Here is a 17230-nt window from a genome sequence, read left to right on the forward strand (position 1 = left end):
GGCGCGACCTCGACGACAAGGCCTAACCTGGAGGGGTCTTGTGTGCCCCTCGCGGAAGGGGGCTGTCATGGCCCCGCTCTCGAAGGCGGGCGCGGCGTTGACCGCGCTCCGCGAAGACCTCTCCGGCGCGGTGTTCGCGCCCGACGATCCGGGCTACGACGAGGCCCGGACCGTCTTCAACGCGATGGTCGATCGGCGTCCCGCCGTGATCGCCCAGTGCGAGAGCGAGTCGGACGTGGTCACGGCCGTGCGGTTCGGCCGCGAGCTGGACCTGCCGATCGCGGTGCGGGGCGGCGGCCACAGCGTCGCCGGCACGGCCCTGGGCGACGGCGCCCTGGTGGTGGACCTGCGCCGGATGAACGAGGTGACGGTGCATCCGGGGGCGAAGGCCGTACGGGTGTCCGGCGGCGCCCTGATGAGCGACCTGGACCGGGCCTGCGCCCCGCACGACCTGGCCACCACCGGCGGCCGCGTCTCGACCACCGGGGTCGGCGGGTTCGTGCTCGGCGGCGGCTCGGGCTGGCTCGACCGGAAGTTCGGCCTGGCCGTCGACAACCTCCTCGGGGTGGACCTGGTCACCGCGGACGGCGAGATCGTCAGCGCGACAGCCGAGGACGAACCGGAGCTGTTCTGGGCCCTGCACGGCGGGGGCGGCAACTTCGGGGTCGCCACCTCGCTGACGCTGCGGCTGCACGAACTGCCCGCCATGTCGGTCGCGATGCTCATGTACGCCCCCGAACGGGGCCCCGAGATCACCCGCCTGTACCGGGAGGTGATCGAGGCCGCGCCGCCCGAGGCGAGCGGCGGCGTGATCCACCTCACCGCGCCGCCGGAGCCTTTCGTGCCACCGCACCTGGTCGGCACCATGCTCTGCGCGGCGCTCCTGACGTACGCCGGTCCCGAGGACGCCATGCGCGCGCTCCTGGCGCCGCTGCTGGCCGTGCCGCACGAGGTGGAGATCGTCACCGCGATCCCGTACGCGGACCTCCAGTGCATGATCGACGACCCGCCGGGGATGCGGAACTACTGGTCCGCCGAGTACCTGACGGGGCTGCCCGACGAGCTGGTCGACCTCTACTGCGCCCGCGCGGCGTCCATGCCGGTCCCGACCGGCACCCAGCACATCCTGTTCCCCCTGGGCGGGGCCATCGCGCAGGGCCCGGCGGACTTCCCCGTGCCGTACCGGGACGCCGCCTGGGCGGTGCACCCGTTCGCCGTCTGGGAGGACCCGGCGGACGACGAGCGGTGCCGGCGGTGGGTGAAGGACGTACGGGCCGATGCGCGCCCGTGGAGCACCGGGGCGGTGTACCTCAACTTCCTCGGCGACGAGGGCGAGGACCGGGTCGCGGCGGGCCTCGGCGAGGACAACCTGCGGCGCCTGGCCTCGGTGAAACGGCGGTTCGACCCGGACAACGTCTTCCGGTTCAACCACAACATCAAGCCGGCCTGAGGCCCTGGTAGCGTCCCGCGACATGGACAACCAGGGCGGGATCACTGTTCAGCGGGCGCTGGAGCTGCCGGGGCTGCGCAGCGGTCTGCCGGAGGTGATGGCCTGCGCCGATCGACTCGGTCGGACCGTGCGCTGGGTCCACGCGGGCGAGGTCCCCAACATCGCCTCCCTGCTCAAGGGCGGCGAGCTGCTCCTGACCACCGGGCTGGGGCTGGGCACCCGGCCGGCCGAACAGCGTGCGTTCGTGCGCCGCCTCGCGGACCGGGGCATCGCCGCGCTGGTCGTCGAGCTGGGCCCGCGCTTCACGCGCCTGCCGGCCACCATCGTCGAGACGGCGCGGGCGGCCGGCCTCCCCCTCGTACAGCTCCACCGCGAGGTGCCCTTCGTGACCGTGACGGAGGAGGTGCACACCGAGATCGTCAACGGTCACTACGCCCTGCTCCAGCGGGCCGAGGAGGTCCACCGGCGATGTACCGAGGCCCTGCTGGGTGGCGGCGGGATCCCGCAGGTCCTGAGCATCCTCGCGGACTTCACGGCGAACCCGGTCTTCCTGGAGACCCCCGACGGCCGGCTCCTCTACGCCGCCGGGCCGGTCTCCGGGGACGCCGCCGCCGACCCGCTCCAGGTGTGGGAGGGCCTGCGGGGCCAGCGCGAGGCCGAGCCGTCCGCCAACGCGGTGGTGGTCGACGTCCCCGGGGGCGGTCACGGCACGGGCTCGGTGCGGGCGCGTGTGGTCCTGCTCGGGGTCTCGGCCCCGCTGCTGCCCGTCCATCGGATGGCGGCGGAGCGGACGGCGGGCGTGCTGGCGGTGGTGTTGATGCAGGCCCGTCAGGAGGACGAGTTGTCCGCGCGCGGCCGGGGCGACTTCCTGACGGATCTCGCGGAGGGTCGCATCTCCGCCGAGGACGCCCCGGCGCAGGCGCGCGTCCTGGGCTTCAAGCCGGGCGCGGGCCCGCTCCTGCCGGTCGTGATGCGGCTGGCCACGGACCCGGGCCCGTCCGGGAACTGGGCGGTCCTCGCGCGGGCGGTGCTGGAGGAGCTGTCCTCGGTCGGCGTCCCGGTGCTGCTGGGCGTCCGCCCGGTGGAGGGCCGGGTGCCGCTGCTGGTGTCCCTGCGGGCGGAGTCGGAGCGCACGACGGTCGCCGACCGGGTCGCGGCGGCGTTGCGCGCCGGCGTGGAGCGGGCCGGTCTGGACCGGGCGGGTGCCTCGCCGGCGGTGGTGGTGGGCGTGTCGGGGAGTTGGGCGGCGGCCTCGGCCGGACTGCGGCACGCCGCCGAGACGGCGACGGCGGCCCAGGGCCTGCCGGCACGGCCCTGGTACGACGCCCGGCGCCTCGACATCGACCTGCTGCTGTGGCGGCTGCGCGAACACCCCGACCTCGCCGCCTTCGTGGACCGGGCGATCGGCCCGCTGCGGGTGCACGACGTGGCCTCCCGCCCCTCGCTGCTGCCGACCCTGGAGACGTACCTGGCGCACGCGGGCCGCAAGGCGGAGACGGCCCGTGAGCTGCATCTGAACCGTCAGACGCTGTACAACCGGCTGGCCCGCATCTCGGAGCTCCTGGGCACGGACCTCGACGACCCGGAGACGGTGCTCTCCCTCAGCCTCGCCCTGCGCGCCCGGCGCCACACCGCTTCCTGAGCCGGCGGGCGGCGTCCGGCGTCCGGCATGCGCCGGACCTACCGTCCGCGCTCCATCAGCTCGTCGTACACCGACAGCACCTGGGCCACCGTGTCGTCCTCCGACGGCCACGTCGCGGCCTGCGCGCGGCCCGCCGACGCGAGCGCCGTCCGCCGGGCCGGATCGCCGAGCAGCCCCGACACCGCGGCCGCCAGCGCCGCCGGGTCCCCGTACGGCACCAGCACCGCCGCGTCCCCGACCAGTTCCGGTACTCCCCCGACGTCCGTGGCCACCAGGGCCACGCCGGACCGCAGCGCCTCCTGGGCGAGCAGCGAGCGGCCCTCCCAGCGGCTCGGCAGGACCGCGACGTCCGCCGCGGCCAGCAGCCGGTCCGCGTCCCGGCGGCGCCCCAGCAGTCGTACGGGCAGTCCCTCGGCCTCGATCCGGCGGGACAGTTCGGCCCGCAGCGGCCCCTCCCCCGCGATCAGCAGCAGCGGTACGGGGTCCAACTCGCGCCAGGCACGCGCCGCGTCCAGCAGCACGGAGTACCCGCGCCGGGCGACCAGGCTGCCGACCGCGATCACCAACGGCCTTTCCACCGCGCCCAGTTCGGCCCGCACCTTCTCCGGGTCGGCGGCCGGTTCTGGGATCGCCGGCAGTGGCGTCGCCATCGCCGCCAGTCGGGCATCGCGTGCCCCGCGCGAGCGCGCCCGGTCCACCTGGTCCGAAGAGGCCCCCAGGACCACGGCGGCCGCCCGGGCCACTCGGCGTTCCAGCAACCGCCCCATCCGCCCCAGCGCGCCCGGCGCCTCGGGGGCGCCGCCGTGCCAGGTCACCACGAGCGGGGCCCGGTGGCGGCCACCGCGCAGGGCCAGCGCGGCCCGCAGCCCGGCCCGTACCCCGTGCGCGTGGACCAGGTCGGCTCCGGCGCAGGCGGCGCGCAGGGCGCTCACCGCGTCGGGCGTGAACTCGGCGCCGGCGCCGGTGAAGTCGTACTCGCCCTCCGCCGCGACGGGGGCGCACACGGTGACCCGTACGCCGCGCGCCGCCAGCCCCGTGGTCAGGGAGCGGACGTGCGCGCCGCTGCCCGCGCCGGCGCCGCCCAGCACCTGCACGGTGCGCAGGGGCGGTCGGCCGTAGGGCTGGGCGGGAGGGGGGAACGAGACCGGGGAGCTGCTCACGGGCCGAAGCTCCAGGGTGAGGGAGTCAGAGACGTCGCCCAGGATGCCAGTCCGCACGCGCGTTCCGGGACCATACGGGTGCGGATCCCCGAGGAGATACCGCCAGACGCCCCCCAGCCTCACCCACACGGGCTACCCGCCGCCACCCGGACGGCGAAATCTCCCGATGCGGAACGCGCCCGGGGCCCGGGACGCGTCGCGTCCCGGGGCCCGCACCACACGATGTGAAGAGGACAGCCCTCAGGCGTCCGCGCGCGCCGTCGCGAGGAGTTCCTCGGCGTGCGCGCGCGCCGTCTCCGAGTCCTCCTGGCCCGCCAGCATCCGCGACAGCTCGCGGATCCGGTCCTCGCCCTCCAGGACGGTGACGCCGCTGCGCGTCACCGATCCGTCGACGGTCTTCTCCACCAGCAGTTGCCGGTCGGCGAAGGCGGCCACCTGCGGGAGGTGCGTGACGACGACGACCTGCGCCGACTTGGCCAGTTTGGCGAGCCGCCGGCCGACCTCGACGGCCGCCTTGCCGCCGACGCCCGCGTCGACCTCGTCGAAGAGGTAGGTGGGCACCGGGTCGGAACCGGCGAACACGACCTCCACCGCCAGCATGACCCGCGACAGCTCGCCGCCCGAGGCGCCCTTGGCGATGGGGCGCGGCTGGGCGCCGGGGTGCGGGGCCAGCAGCAGTTCGACCTCGTCCGCGCCGGAGGGCCCGTAGGCCACGGTCCGGCCGCCGACCTCGACCCCTTCGGGGTCCTCGATCTGGCGGATGTCGAAGGTGACCCGTGCGTGGGGCATCGCCAGCGAGGCCAGTTCGGCGGTGACGGCGGACGCGAACCGGGCGGCGGAGTCCACCCTCGCGTCGCTCAACGCCTGGGCCAGTTGGGACAGTTCGACGCGCAGGCCGTCCCGTTCCGCGGTCAGTTCCGCGATGCGTTCGTCGTCGCCGTCCAGTTCCAGGAGCCGCGCGGAGCCCTGTTCGGCCCACTCCAGCACGGAGTCGACGGAGTCCCCGTACTTGCGGGTCAGCTGGGTCAGGGCGGCCCGGCGCTCCTCCACCGCGGCCAGCCGCAGCGGATCGGCGTCCAGGTCGTCGGCGTAGCCGGCGAGTTCCCCGGCCACGTCGGCCAGCAGGATGCCCAGTTCCCCGATCCGCTCGGCGAGCGCGCCGAGGGCCGGGTCGTGGGACCGTACGGACTCCAGTGCGCGGTGGGCGCCCGCGACGAGGGTGTTCGCGTCGATGCCCTCGGGGTCCTCGGGGTTGCCCGCGAGGGCCGCGTGCGCGGCCTGCGCGGCGGAGGCGAGGGATTCCGCGTGGCCGAGGCGCTCGGCCTCCGCGGACAGTTCGGCGTCCTCGCCGGGCAGGGGTTCCACGGCCGCGATCTCGTCGAGGCCGAAGCGCAGCAGGTCCGCCTCCTGGGCCCGCTCCCGGGCCCGGGTGACGAGGGTGTCCAGTTCGACGGCGACGGCGCGCAGGCGCCGGTAGGCGCCGGTGTACTTCTCCAGCGGGACGGCCACGGAGCCCCCGGCGTACCGGTCGAGGGCCTGGCGCTGCCGGGCGGGCCGCAGCAGGCCCTGCTGGTCGGTCTGGCCGTGTACGGCGACGAGGTCGTCGGCGAGTTCGGCGAGCACGCCCACGGGCACGGACCGGCCGCCGACGTGGGCGCGCGAGCGCCCCTCGGCGGACACGGTGCGGCTGATCAGCAGGGCGCCGTCGTCCAGCTCGGCGCCGGCCTCCTCGGCCCGGAGCGCGGCGGGGGAGTCGGGGCGCAGCACGATGCGCCCCTCGACCACCGCCGCCTTGGCCCCGATCCGGACGAGGGCCGGGTCGGCGCGGCCTCCGAGCAGCAGGCCGAGGCTCGTGACGACCATCGTCTTGCCCGCGCCGGTCTCGCCGGTCACCGCGGTGAAACCGGGCGACAGCTCGACCACCGCGTCGTCGATGACCCCGAGCGACCGTATCCGCATCTCCTCAAGCACGGGACGACCATACCGAGGTTTGACGGGTGCCATGCGACGTCACCCTCGCCGAGTTCTCCGAACGCACGTGCTATTGGCGTGCTTCGTGCGGGGCCCCGCGCCACCCCGACACGGGCAGCGCGAACTTGGCGACGAGGCGGTCGGTGAAGGAGGCGTGGTGCAGTCGGGCGAGGCGCACGGGCACCGTGCCCCGCCGGACCTCGACCCTGGCGCCGGCCGGCAGCTCCAGGGTGCGGCGGCCGTCACACCACAGCACGCCGTGCGGGGTCCCGGGCTGCACCTCCACGGCCAGCACCGAGTCCGGAGAGGTCACCAGCGGCTTCGCGAACAGCGCGTGCGCGCTGATCGGCACCATCAGGAGCGCCTCCACCTCGGGCCAGACCACGGGTCCGCCCGCCGAGAAGGCGTACGCCGTCGAACCCGTCGGCGTCGCGCACACGATCCCGTCGCACCCGAAGCCGGTCACCGGACGCCCGTCGATCTCCAGGACCACCTCGAGCATCCGCTCCGGGGACACCTTCTGGACGGCCGCCTCGTTCAGCGCCCAGTCCCGGTGGAGGACGTCGCCGTTGGTGCGCACGACCACGTCGATGGTCATCCGTTCCTCGACCTCGTAGGCGCGCGTCACGACGCGTTCCACCACCTGGTCGAGGTCGTCCCGCTCGGCTTCGGCGAGGAACCCGACCCGGCCCAGGTTGACGCCGAGCATCGGCACCCCGGAGCCGCGCGCGAACTCGGCCCCGCGCAGCAGGGTCCCGTCCCCGCCCAGGACGATCAGCAGCTCGCACCCGTCGAGCACCTTCGGGGTGCACTCCGCGACCAGCTCGACCTCGGGCGGCAGCGGCAGGTCCACCGCCTCGTCCGCGAGGACCCGTACGCCCAGTCCGGACTTCAACAGTCCCTGGACGACCAACTCGGCGCTGCGGATGGCCGCAGGCCGTCCGGTGTGGGCGAGGAGGAAGACGGTGCGTTCCCCCGCGCCCCCCGCCGTCGAACCCGTGTATGCGCCTGTGTCTGCTGTATCGGTCACTGAGGCCCCTCCGCCACTGCACGGTCCACGTCCCCCGGGTCGAGTGCCGGTGCCCCCGCCCGCAGCCACAGAAAGTACTCGACGTTGCCCGACGGCCCGGGCAGCGGGCTCGCGGTCACCCCGAGCACCCCCAGCCCCAGCTTCCAGGCCCGCGCCGCGACTTCCCGTACGGCTTCCGCGCGCAGCTCGGGGCTGCGCACGACTCCTCCGCTGCCGAGGCGGTCCTTGCCGACCTCGAACTGCGGCTTCACCATCAGCACCAGATCCGCGTCCGGCGCGCAGCACCGGACGAGCGCTGGCAGCACCAGACCGATCGAGATGAACGACAGGTCGCCGACGACCAGGTCCGCCGGAACCCCGTCGATGAGTTCGACGGTCAGCTCGCGGACGTTGGTGCGGTCCTTGACCGTGACGCGCTCGTCGCTCTGCAGCGACCAGGCGAGTTGCCCGTAGCCGACGTCCACCGCGACGACGTGATCGACGCCCGCGCGCAGCAGCACGTCGGTGAACCCGCCGGTCGAGGCGCCCGCGTCGAGCGCCCGCCGACCCTCGACGACCAACCCCTGCGGCCCGAAGGCGGCGAGTGCGCCCGCCAGCTTGTGGCCGCCCCGGGAGACGTAGTCGGGGTCGCTGTCGTCCTTGAGGACGACGAGGGCCGCGCTGGTCTCGACCTGGGTGGCCGCCTTGGTGGCGGTGGTGCCGCCGACGGTCACCCGGCCCGCGGCGATCAGCTGGGCCGCGTGCTCGCGTGAGCGCGCCATGCTGCGGCGTACCAGTTCGGCGTCCAGGCGGCGGCGTGCCACTCCTGCCACGTTCGGTTCAGCTCCTGTTTTCGTACGGTCCGGGGACGGGCGGTGCGTCCAGCGCGGTCAGCGCTTCGCGCAGCCCCCTGTGCACATCCTCGTACACCTCGACGTGCCCGTCCGCCGTGAGGTGGTCCGCGTCCGCCAGCCGCACCAGGAGCGCGTCGACCCCGGCGTGCCCGGTGGGCGTCCGTACGACGCCCAGCGGGGCGGGTCCGGTGGGCTCCCCGGCGGCCCGCCCGGACTCCTCGGGGGCTGCCGGGACTCTCTCGGACACTTCGTCGGTCATGCCCCGACGCTACCTCGTAGCGCGCCGCGACCACGTACGGCTCTGCGGTACCGTCGTGATCACGATGGCTACGATTCAGGAGTGCCGCGAAGCACTCGACCGACTCTCGGACAACCTGGCCCGGGCCGACGGCGACGTGCGCGGCGCGGCCGCCTTCGACCGATCCTTGAGCTGCCACATCACCGACCTCGACCAGACCTTCACGGGCCGGCTCGAAGCCGGCCGGATCCGGGTCGACGCGGTCGCGGCGGGGCCGCCCCGCGCCAAGGCCGAGATCCGGTTGGCGATGTCCGGCGACGACCTGCTCGCCCTGGTCGCCGGGAACCTGAAGTTCGCCAAGGCCTGGGCCTCGGGCCGGGTCAGGCTGGAGGCCGGTTTCCGCGACCTGCTCCGCCTCAAGAGCCTGCTGTAGGCACGAGCCTCGGGCGCCGCGGCGCCCGAGGCCGGGGGGTCCCTCAGACGGAGACCTTCGCGCGGGCCTCCCGGCCCGCCGGGATCACCAGCGGCGTCCCCGTCTGCGGGTCGTCGATGATCTGGCAGCGCAACCCGAACACCTTCTCCACCAGCTCCGCGGTGACCACCTCGGACGGCGGCCCCTCGGCCACCACCACGCCCCCGCGCAGCGCGATCAGGTGCGTGGCGTAGCGGGCCGCGTGGTTGAGGTCGTGCAGCACCGCCACCAGGGTCCGGCCCTGGTTCTCGTGCAGTTCGGCGCACAGGTCGAGGACGTCCAGCTGGTGCTGGATGTCCAGGTACGTCGTCGGTTCGTCGAGGAGCAGCAGCGGGGTCTGCTGGGCCAGCGCCATCGCGATCCACACCCGCTGACGCTGTCCGCCCGACAGTTCGTCCACGGCCCGGTCCGCGAGCTCGGCGACACCGGTGGACGCCATCGACTCCTTCACGATCCGTTCGTCCTCGGGCGACCACTGGCGCAGCAGCCCCTGATGCGGGTACCGGCCGCGGGAGACCAGGTCGCCGACGGTGATGCCGTCCGGGGCGATGGAGGACTGCGGGAGCAGGCCGAGGGTCTTGGCCACCTTCTTCGCCGGCATCGACCCGATGGCGTGGCCGTCGAGCAGCACGCGCCCCGCGGACGGCTTGAGCATCCGCGACAGGGCGCGCAGCAGTGTGGACTTGCCACAGGCGTTGGGTCCGACGATCACCGTGAAGGAGTTGTCGGGTATCTCCACCGACAGGTTCTCGGCGATGACCCGCTGGTCGTAGCCGAGGGTCACGTTCTCCGCGGTCAACCGCTGCACTTGGGTACTCCTAGAGGTCTTCATATACGTCCCGCCTTGCGCTCGGTGACGAGCAGCCAGAGCAGATAGACACCGCCGACCAGCCCGGTCACCACACCCACCGGCAGTTGGTCGGCGCCGAAGGCCCGCTGTGAGGCCCAGTCGGACACCAGCAGCAGGACGGCGCCCATCAACGCGCCGGTGAGCAGGTTCGAGCCGGGCGAGCGGGTGAGCCGCCGGGCCAGCTGGGGTGCGGCCAAGGCGACGAAGGTGATCGGTCCGGCGGCCGCGGCGGCCGCGGTGGTCAGGACGATCGCCGCGAGCATCAGCAACAGCCGGGTCCGCTCGACCCGCACGCCCAGTGCGTACGCGGCGTCGTCCCCCATCTCCATCATCCGCAGGGCCCTGCCCTGCCCGAGGATCACGGGGAAGAGCACCGCGCAGGTCACGAGCAGCGGCCACACCTGCGCCCAGTCCCGGCCGGCCAGCGAACCGGTCAGCCAGACCATGGCGCGGGTGGCCTCGATCAGTTGCGCCTTGGTGATCAGGTACTGGATGAGGGCGACGAGCATCGCGGACGCGCCGATGCCGACGAGCACCAGCCGGTACCCGTGGATGCCTTTCTTGTACGCGAGCAGGTACACGGCGATCCCGGCCAGCACGCCGCCGACGACGGCGCCCATCGCCACCTCGGTCGCGCCGCCCTTGAACACGATGATCACGGTGAGGGCGCCGACCGCCGACCCGTACCCGAAGCCGAGCAGGTCCGGGGAGCCGAGCGGGTTGCGCGACACCGACTGGAAGACGGCGCCGGCCATTCCGAGGGCCGCGCCGACGAGCACCGCGACGAGCACGCGCGGCAGACGGAGGTCGTTGACGATGAAGTCGTTGGCGGGGGTGCCGTTGCCCAGCAGCGTCTGCACGACGTCCCACGGGGCGATGTCGAAGTCGCCGGTGCCGATGAGCAGGACGACGAGCAGCAGCGCCACGACGCTCAGCAGCAGTCCGGCGAGCAGCGCACGGGGTTCCGCGCGCAGCGAGGTGCCTCCGGGGCCGCGCAGGGCGCGCGAGCGGAGCGCGGCGGCCTTCACCGGCTTCGTGGTCCGCACGGGGCGCTCGCCGTCCGCCGTCTCCCCGGTCTTCGCGGTCAGGGTCACAGCTGGGCCATCCTCTTGCGCCGAACCAGGTAGATGAAGACGGGGCCGCCGATGAGCGCGGTGACGATGCCGACCTGGAGTTCGGCGGGTCGGGTGACGACCCGTCCGACCACATCGGCGCCGAGCAGCAGCACGGGTGACAGCACCGCCGAGTACGCGAGCACCCAGCGCATGTCGGGGCCGGTGATCATCCGCACGAGGTGCGGGATCATCAGCCCGATGAAGACGATCGGCCCGCAGGCGGCGGTCGCGGCCCCGCACAACAGGGTGATGGCGAGCATGGCGCCGATCCGGGTCCGCGTCAGGTTGGCACCGAGCGCCCGCGCTGTGTCGTCGCCCATCGCCATCGCGTTGAGCGGCCGGCCCAGCGAGAGCGCCAGCACGGCACCGATCAACAGGAAGGGGGCGACCTGCCGGACGGTGTCCATGTTGGCCGAGGCCAACGAACCCACCGTCCAGAAGCGCAGTTTGTCCAGTGCCTTGCTGTCCATCAGCTGGACGGCGTTGATGTAGCCGACCAGGGCCGCGCTGGCCGCCGTCCCCGCGAGCGCGAGCCGGACCGGGGTCGCGCTGCGGCTGCCGCCGAGCACGTACACGACGACCGAGACGACCGCGGCGCCCAGGAACGCCCACCAGACGAACTCGCTCAGCGAGGAGGCGCCGAGGAAGCTGATCGCCGACACGACGGCGGCCGCGGCGCCCGCGTTGACGCCGAGGATGCCGGGCTCGGCCAGCGGATTGCGGGTGAGCGCCTGCATCACCGCCCCGGACAGGCCGAGGCCGAGACCGACCAGCATGCCGAGGAGGGTGCGCGGGACCCTCAGGTCCCGCACCACCACGTCGTTCGCGGTCCCCGCGTAGTGGAACAGGCCGTGCCAGACCTGGTCCAGGGCCATCGGCTTGGCGCCCACGGCGATGCTCGCGACCGCGATCACGGCCAGCGCCGCGAAGGCGACCAGCAGACCGACGGCGCGAGCGCCATGGCGCTCGCGGGTGGCGGCGGCGGGCGCCGCGCTCTGTTCGGGGGGACTCTCGACCAACACGCAGGTTAGGTTAGCCTACCCTCCCAGTTGTTCGGATCAACCGAACGTCCCTTCGCCCGCCGAACGCCCCGCGCCGGAGGGTCTAAAGCCCCAGCCTGGCCAGCGCCTTGTCCGCGTCGAGGTCGCAGGACCCGTCCCCCGCCCGCGTCCAGGCCGCCGCGCACAGCGCCCGCAGGCCGTCGATGGCGTCGAGCCGATCGTCGCCCTCCCCGCGCAGCTCCAGGACGTCGCCCGACACGACCGCCGTCCAGCCGCCGCAGCGGAACCCGTCCTCGGCCCGCTCGACCTCCGGCTGACCCGTCAGCAGCCCGCGCAGGTCCCGGTCCACGTACGTCGGCCGGTACTTCGGCTCGGCGCGCACCAACTGCGCGGCGTCCGTCACCCCGGTCAGCACCAGCAGCGAGTCCACCTCCCCGTTGTAGGCGCCCTCGATGTCGGTGTCCAACCGGTCCCCGACCACCAGCGGCCGCTTCGCGCCCGTCCGCAGCACCGTCTCCCGGTGCATCGGGGGCAGCGGCTTGCCGGCGACCTGCGGCTCCGCGCCCGTGGCGATCCGCACGACCTCCACCGCGGCCCCGTTGCCGGGCGCGATCCCGCGCGCGCTCGGAATCGTCAGGTCGGTGTTCGACACGTACCAGGGCACCCCGCGGTTGATCGCGTACGAGGCCTCGGCGAACCGCTCCCACCGAAGGTCCGGTCCCCCGTACCCCTGGACGACCGCCGCCAGCCCCTCCTCGTCGGCGGATTCCACGGGAACCAGCCCGCGTTCGCCCAACGCGACCCGCAGCCCCTCCCCACCGATCACCAGCACCTTCGACCCGGGCTCCACCTGTTCGGCGATCAGCCGGGCCACCGCCTGCGCGGAGGTGATCACCTCGTCCGCCTCCGTGGGGATGCCCAACTCGCCGAGGTGCTCGGCGACCGCGTCCGGGGTCCGCAGCGCGTTGTTCGTCACGTACGCCAGGTGCATCCCGCCGGCCCGCGCGGAGGCCAACGACTCCACCGCGTGCGCGATGGCCCGGCCGCCCGCGTAGACCACGCCGTCCAGGTCCAACAGGGCCGTGTCGTAGGCCTGGTGGAGACTGCGCTCACTGCCCTCGGGGCGGGTCCTGCTCTGCCGGCTCATCGTGTCCGCTCCTCATCCGAAAACCTCATGCGAACCATCATCGATCGGCGCTGTCCGCATTCCGCGCCTGCCTGCCGCTCCCCCGATCATCCCGCATCGCGAGACGCGTCCTACCATGCATCAATGACCACTTCAGACAACGCGGAGCACGGACTGCGGCTGACCCCCTTCAACGGGCTGCGCTACGTCCCGGAGCGTGTGGGCAGTCTCGCCGCCGTCACCTCACCGCCGTACGACGTGGTCGTGCGCCCCGACGGAGTCGACTACCTCGAATCCGCCGACCCCCACAACATCGTCCGCCTGATCCTGCCCCAGGCCGAGACGCCCGCCGCCCGCAACGAGCAGGCCGCGCGCACCCTCCGCGAGTGGCTCGCCGAAGGCGTCCTCAGCGCGGATCCCACGCCCGCGCTGTACGTGTACGAACAGCGCAAGGCGGGCCTCCTCCAGCGCGGGATCATCGGCGCCCTCGCCCTGTCCGCCCCCGACGCCGGCATCGTCCTGCCCCACGAGGACGTCATGCCGCACGTGGTCACGGATCGGGCCGGCCTGATGCGCGCCGCGTCCGCGAACCTCGAACCCCTGCTCCTGACGTACCGCGGCGACGACCCCGCGGCGGGAGCCTCCGCGGTCGTCGAGCGGACCGTCCGCGGCACGCCGCTGTTCTCCACCACCACCGAGGACGGTTTCCAGCACCGCCTGTGGGCCATCACCGACACCACCGACCTGGACGCCGTCACCACGGACCTCGGCCACCGGCAGGCGCTGATCGCCGACGGCCACCACCGTTGGGCGACGTACCTGCGCCTCCAGGAGGAGCACGACTCCCCCAGCCCCTGGGACTTCGGACTGGTCCTCCTCGTGGACACCGCCCGCTATCCGCTCCAGGTCCGAGCCATCCACCGCATGCTGCGCCGGCTCCCGCCGGCCGAGGCCCTGGCCGCGGTCGAGGGGCACTTCCGCGTGCGGGCCGTGGACGGCCCGCTGCCCCTGGCCCTGGAGGCCCTCACCGACGCGGCCGAACGCGGCAATGCCTTCCTGCTCACCGGGGACGGCAGGTTCCACCTGGTCACCGACCCCGACCCGGCCCTGATCGAGCGCACCGTCCGCCGCGACCGGCCCGAGGCGTGGCGCCGGCTGGACGCGACCGTGCTGCACGCCGCCCTGCTCGACACCCTCTGGCAGGTCCCCGACGAGCCGGAGCACATCACGTACATCCACGACACCGCCGCGACGGTGGAGATGGCCGAGCGCCACGGTGGCACCGCCGTCCTGCTGCACCCCGTACGCGAGGAAGTGGTCCGGGACCTGGCCCGCCAGGGCGTCACCATGCCCCGCAAGTCGACGTCGTTCGGTCCGAAGCCGGCCACCGGGCTCGTCCTGCGCAGCCTGGCCTGACGTTCTCCCGGGGGCGCCCGGACATGCGAAAGGGCGGTACCCCACCGGGGGTACCGCCCTTTCACGTCAGATCACGCCGACGAAGACCGGTCAGGCCTTGTCGCGGTCCTCGCGCTCGTCACGCTCGTCACGCGGCTCGTCGTCCTCGTCGTCCTCGATGACGACGATCTCGTCGGTGACGTCAACGTCGGAGTCGGAGTCCGGGACGGACTCGTACTCGTCGTCGTCCTCGTCGTAGTACTCGGCCTGGTCGGACGCGCGCTCGGCGGCGGCCACCTCGGCGTCGTCCTGGTCGTCGGCCTCGTCGGCCTCGTCGTCGAGGTCCGCGTCGTCCATCGCCGCGGCGTCGACGAACTCGACCCCGTCCAGCTCGGCGAGTCGGTCCGAGGCGTCCGTCGCCCCGTCCTTGTCCGCCTCGATGGTCTTGGCGAACCACTCGCGGGCCTCGTCCTCACGACCGGCGGCCAGCAGCGCGTCGGCGTAGGCGTAGCGCAGACGCGCGGTCCACGGCTGCACGGAGTGGGAGGCGAGTTCCGGACTCTGCAGGGTCACGATGGCGGCGTCGAGCTCGCCCATGTCCCGACGGGCACCGGCGGCGACCAGACGCATCTCGACCTGGCCGGCCTTGTCCAGCTTCTGCACCTCGGGCTCGCCGGCCATGGCCAGCGCCCGCTCGGGACGGCCGAGGCCGCGCTCGCAATCGGCCATGACGGGCCACAGCTCGACGGAGCCGGTCATGCGCTTGGCGGCGCGGAACTCCGCGAGCGCCTCGCTGTACTTCTGCGTCGCGTACGCGGCGAAGCCGGCGGCCTCGCGGACGGCAGCGACACGGGAGGCCAGACGCAGGGCGATGCGGGCGTACGCGTACGACTGCTCGGGGTCCTCGTCGATCAGTCGGGCCACCATCACGAGGTTCCGGGAGACTTCCTCCGCCAGACCCTTGGGCAGGCTCAGGAGCTCCTGACGCACGTCGGCGTCGATCTCGTGACCGGTGATGTCGTCGTCGATCGGAAGCCGCTTGACCGGGTCCCGGTCGCGGTCCGCGCGGAAGTCACGGTCGCCGCCACGGTCATCGCGACCGCCGCGGTACCCACCACGATCGCCACCGCGGTCATCACGGCGCGGGTAGCTGGGACGGTCCCCGCCACGGTCGTCACGACGCTGGAAACCGCCGCCACCACCGGTGGGACGGCCACCACGGTCGTCATCACGACGCGGGTAGCTCGGACGGTCGCCACCGCGGTCGTCACGACCACCGCGGAAACCACCACGGTCATCGTCACGACGGGGGTAGCTGGGACGGTCCCCACCACGGTCGTCACGACCACCGCGGAAACCACCACGGTCATCGTCACGACGGGGGTAGCTGGGACGGTCCCCGCCACGGTCGTCACGGCGCTGGAAACCGCCGCCACCACCGGTGGGACGGCCACCACGGTCGTCATCACGGCGCGGGTAGCTCGGACGGTCGCCACCACGGTCGTCACGACGCTGGAAGCCACCACTGCTCGGGCGGTCGCCACGGTCGTCACGACGGAAGGAGGGACGGTCGCCGCCACCGGTGGGACGGCCACCACGGTCGTCATCACGACGGGGGTAGCTCGGACGGTCCCCACCACGGTCGTCACGACCACCGCGGAAACCACCACGGTCATCGTCACGGCGCGGGTAGCTCGGGCGGTCCCCGCCACGGTCGTCACGGCGCTGGAAACCGCCGCCACCACCGGTGGGACGGCCACCACGGTCGTCATCACGGCGCGGGTAGCTCGGACGGTCCCCACCACGGTCATCGCGACGCTGGAAGCCACCACCGCTCGGGCGGTCGCCACGGTCATCACGACGGGGGTAGCTGGGACGGTCCCCGCCACGGTCGTCACGGCGCTGGAAACCGCCGCCACCACCGGTGGGACGGCCACCACGGTCATCGTCACGGCGCGGGTAGCTGGGACGGTCCCCGCCACGGTCGTCACGGCGCTGGAAACCGCCGCCACCACCGGTGGGACGGTCGCCACGGTCATCACGACGGGGGTAGCTGGGACGGTCGCCACCACGGTCGTCACGACGCTGGAAGCCACCACTGCTCGGGCGGTCGCCACGGTCGTCACGACGGAAGGAGGGACGGTCGCCGCCACCGGTGGGACGGCCACCACGGTCGTCATCACGACGGGGGTAGCTGGGACGGTCGCCACCACGGTCGTCACGGCGCTGGAAACCGCCGCCACCACCGGTGGGACGGCCACGGTCATCGTCACGACGGGGGTAGCTCGGACGGTCCCCGCCACGGTCGTCACGGCGCTGGAAACCGCCGCCACCACCGGTGGGACGGCCACCACGGTCGTCATCACGGCGCGGGTAGCTGGGACGGTCCCCGCCGCCGGCGGGACGCCCACCGCGGTCGTCACGGCGGAAACCGCCGCCACTGCCGGTCGGACGGCCACCACGGTCGTCGCGGCGGAAGCCACCACGGTCACCGCCACGGTCGTCACGGCCCCCGCGGTAGCCGCCCCTGTCACCGCCGTCGTTGCGCCGAGGCTCGCGCTCCGGACGATCGTCGGGAGAGTTGGACATGGGTGTGACTCCTGTCGTCGGGGTACCGCTAGTCATTCTCGCGCAACCAACCCATGGCCGCGCTTCGGCGTAAAAAGGTGCAAAACAAAAAAGGACCCTTGGTCCAGCGTTGAACGCTGGACCAAGGGTCCTTTGAAAGATTGTTCGGCGGCGTCCTACTCTCCCACAGGGTCCCCCCTGCAGTACCATCGGCGCTGAAAGGCTTAGCTTCCGGGTTCGGAATGTAACCGGGCGTTTCCCTAACGCTATGACCACCGAAACCCTATCGGTTTCGAGCGAACAAGCACACTTTATAGTTATGTTCTAGCTCTAGAAACCAGTAACTGTTCGTTACTTCAGAACTAACACAGTGGACGCG

The 17230-nt window shown here is 73.1% G+C and carries 14 protein-coding genes, 1 rRNA gene and 1 pseudogene; 4 read left to right on the forward strand and 12 right to left on the reverse strand.

The features are described 5' to 3' along the window. Positions 1–67: 67 nt before the first annotated feature. Together ACQEVM_RS25285 and ACQEVM_RS25290 are read left to right on the forward strand one after the other, a co-directional pair. Positions 68–1450 (forward strand): FAD-binding oxidoreductase, encoded by a 1383-nt coding sequence (locus ACQEVM_RS25285; protein ID WP_433082685.1) that lies wholly within the window; start codon positions 68–70, stop codon positions 1448–1450. 22 nt (positions 1451–1472) lie between these two features. Then, on the forward strand, positions 1473–3092 hold the full coding sequence (locus ACQEVM_RS25290) for a PucR family transcriptional regulator (RefSeq protein ID WP_053679175.1): 1620 nt from the start codon (positions 1473–1475) through the stop codon (positions 3090–3092). A 38-nt stretch (positions 3093–3130) separates the two neighbouring features. On the opposite strand, the gene ACQEVM_RS25295 is transcribed toward ACQEVM_RS25290, so the two are convergent. From ACQEVM_RS25295 to ACQEVM_RS25315, 5 genes are all read right to left on the reverse strand, one after another. After that, on the reverse strand, positions 3131–4252 hold the full coding sequence (locus ACQEVM_RS25295) for a glycosyltransferase family 4 protein (RefSeq protein ID WP_433082687.1): 1122 nt from the start codon (positions 4250–4252) through the stop codon (positions 3131–3133). A gap of 240 nt (positions 4253–4492) precedes the next feature. Continuing rightward, complete coding sequence (recN, locus tag ACQEVM_RS25300; protein WP_433085361.1) at positions 4493–6211, reverse strand: DNA repair protein RecN; 1719 nt, start codon at positions 6209–6211, stop codon at positions 4493–4495. A gap of 82 nt (positions 6212–6293) precedes the next feature. Further along, positions 6294–7253, reverse strand: a complete 960-nt coding sequence (locus ACQEVM_RS25305) for an NAD kinase (RefSeq protein ID WP_053679172.1) — start codon at positions 7251–7253, stop codon at positions 6294–6296. Further along, complete coding sequence (locus ACQEVM_RS25310; protein WP_433082689.1) at positions 7250–8065, reverse strand: TlyA family RNA methyltransferase; 816 nt, start codon at positions 8063–8065, stop codon at positions 7250–7252. The genes ACQEVM_RS25305 and ACQEVM_RS25310 overlap by 4 nt, the downstream gene beginning before the upstream one ends. Before the next feature lie 7 nt (positions 8066–8072). Beyond that, entirely contained in the window at positions 8073–8345 is a 273-nt protein-coding gene (locus tag ACQEVM_RS25315; protein ID WP_433082691.1) for a hypothetical protein, read from the reverse strand. A 64-nt stretch (positions 8346–8409) separates the two neighbouring features. Here ACQEVM_RS25315 and ACQEVM_RS25320 point away from each other — a divergent pair, with 64 nt between their 5' ends. After that, on the forward strand, positions 8410–8757 hold the full coding sequence (locus ACQEVM_RS25320; protein WP_433082693.1) for an SCP2 sterol-binding domain-containing protein: 348 nt from the start codon (positions 8410–8412) through the stop codon (positions 8755–8757). 43 nt (positions 8758–8800) lie between these two features. Here ACQEVM_RS25320 and ACQEVM_RS25325 read toward each other — a convergent pair whose 3' ends face one another. The 4 genes from ACQEVM_RS25325 to ACQEVM_RS25340 all read right to left on the reverse strand — a co-directional run bounded on the left by ACQEVM_RS25325 (position 8801) and on the right by ACQEVM_RS25340 (position 12909). Next, a complete protein-coding gene (locus ACQEVM_RS25325) occupies positions 8801–9628 on the reverse strand; it encodes an ABC transporter ATP-binding protein (protein ID WP_433082695.1) in 828 nt (275 codons plus the stop codon). Further along, positions 9625–10692 (reverse strand): FecCD family ABC transporter permease, encoded by a 1068-nt coding sequence (locus tag ACQEVM_RS25330; protein ID WP_433085363.1) that lies wholly within the window; start codon positions 10690–10692, stop codon positions 9625–9627. Before ACQEVM_RS25330 ends, ACQEVM_RS25325 begins: the two co-directional genes overlap by 4 nt. A gap of 44 nt (positions 10693–10736) precedes the next feature. After that, the gene (locus ACQEVM_RS25335; protein WP_433082697.1) at positions 10737–11783 is read right to left on the reverse strand and encodes a FecCD family ABC transporter permease; all 1047 of its coding nucleotides are present in this window, start codon (positions 11781–11783) and stop codon (positions 10737–10739) included. Between the two features lie 82 nt (positions 11784–11865). Beyond that, positions 11866–12909, reverse strand: coding sequence for an HAD-IIA family hydrolase (locus ACQEVM_RS25340; protein WP_433082699.1), 1044 nt, complete (start codon positions 12907–12909; stop codon positions 11866–11868). Positions 12910–13032: 123 nt separating this feature from the next. On the opposite strand from ACQEVM_RS25340, the gene ACQEVM_RS25345 reads away from it, so the two are divergent. Then, positions 13033–14304: a DUF1015 family protein gene (locus ACQEVM_RS25345; RefSeq protein ID WP_433082701.1), complete on the forward strand. Its 1272-nt coding sequence runs from the start codon at positions 13033–13035 to the stop codon at positions 14302–14304. A 90-nt stretch (positions 14305–14394) separates the two neighbouring features. Here ACQEVM_RS25345 and ACQEVM_RS25350 read toward each other — a convergent pair whose 3' ends face one another. The 3 genes and pseudogenes from ACQEVM_RS25350 to rrf all read right to left on the reverse strand — a co-directional run bounded on the left by ACQEVM_RS25350 (position 14395) and on the right by rrf (position 17131). Then, positions 14395–15273, reverse strand: coding sequence for a hypothetical protein (locus ACQEVM_RS25350; RefSeq protein ID WP_433085365.1), 879 nt, complete (start codon positions 15271–15273; stop codon positions 14395–14397). 315 nt (positions 15274–15588) lie between these two features. Further along, positions 15589–16851 (reverse strand): annotated as a pseudogene (locus ACQEVM_RS25355) (hypothetical protein); the annotation flags it as partial. Positions 16852–17014: 163 nt separating this feature from the next. Continuing rightward, positions 17015–17131, reverse strand: a 5S ribosomal RNA gene (gene rrf / locus ACQEVM_RS25360). Positions 17132–17230: the final 99 nt, after the last annotated feature.

Origin of the sequence: Streptomyces sp. CA-243310, from assembly GCF_050936775.1 — a bacterium.
Taxonomy (GTDB): Bacteria; Actinomycetota; Actinomycetes; order Streptomycetales; family Streptomycetaceae; genus Streptomyces.

Coding starts and splice junctions, on each gene's coding strand:
- ACQEVM_RS25285 (WP_433082685.1), top strand. CDS start 68: ATGGCCCCGCTCTCGAAGGCGGGCGCGGCGTTGACCGCGCTCCGCGAA.
- ACQEVM_RS25290 (WP_053679175.1), top strand. CDS start 1,473: ATGGACAACCAGGGCGGGATCACTGTTCAGCGGGCGCTGGAGCTGCCG.
- recN (WP_433085361.1), bottom strand. CDS start 6,211: ATGCGGATACGGTCGCTCGGGGTCATCGACGACGCGGTGGTCGAGCTG.
- ACQEVM_RS25315 (WP_433082691.1), bottom strand. CDS start 8,345: ATGACCGACGAAGTGTCCGAGAGAGTCCCGGCAGCCCCCGAGGAGTCC.
- ACQEVM_RS25320 (WP_433082693.1), top strand. CDS start 8,410: ATGGCTACGATTCAGGAGTGCCGCGAAGCACTCGACCGACTCTCGGAC.
- ACQEVM_RS25325 (WP_433082695.1), bottom strand. CDS start 9,628: ATGAAGACCTCTAGGAGTACCCAAGTGCAGCGGTTGACCGCGGAGAAC.
- ACQEVM_RS25340 (WP_433082699.1), bottom strand. CDS start 12,909: ATGAGCCGGCAGAGCAGGACCCGCCCCGAGGGCAGTGAGCGCAGTCTC.
- ACQEVM_RS25345 (WP_433082701.1), top strand. CDS start 13,033: ATGACCACTTCAGACAACGCGGAGCACGGACTGCGGCTGACCCCCTTC.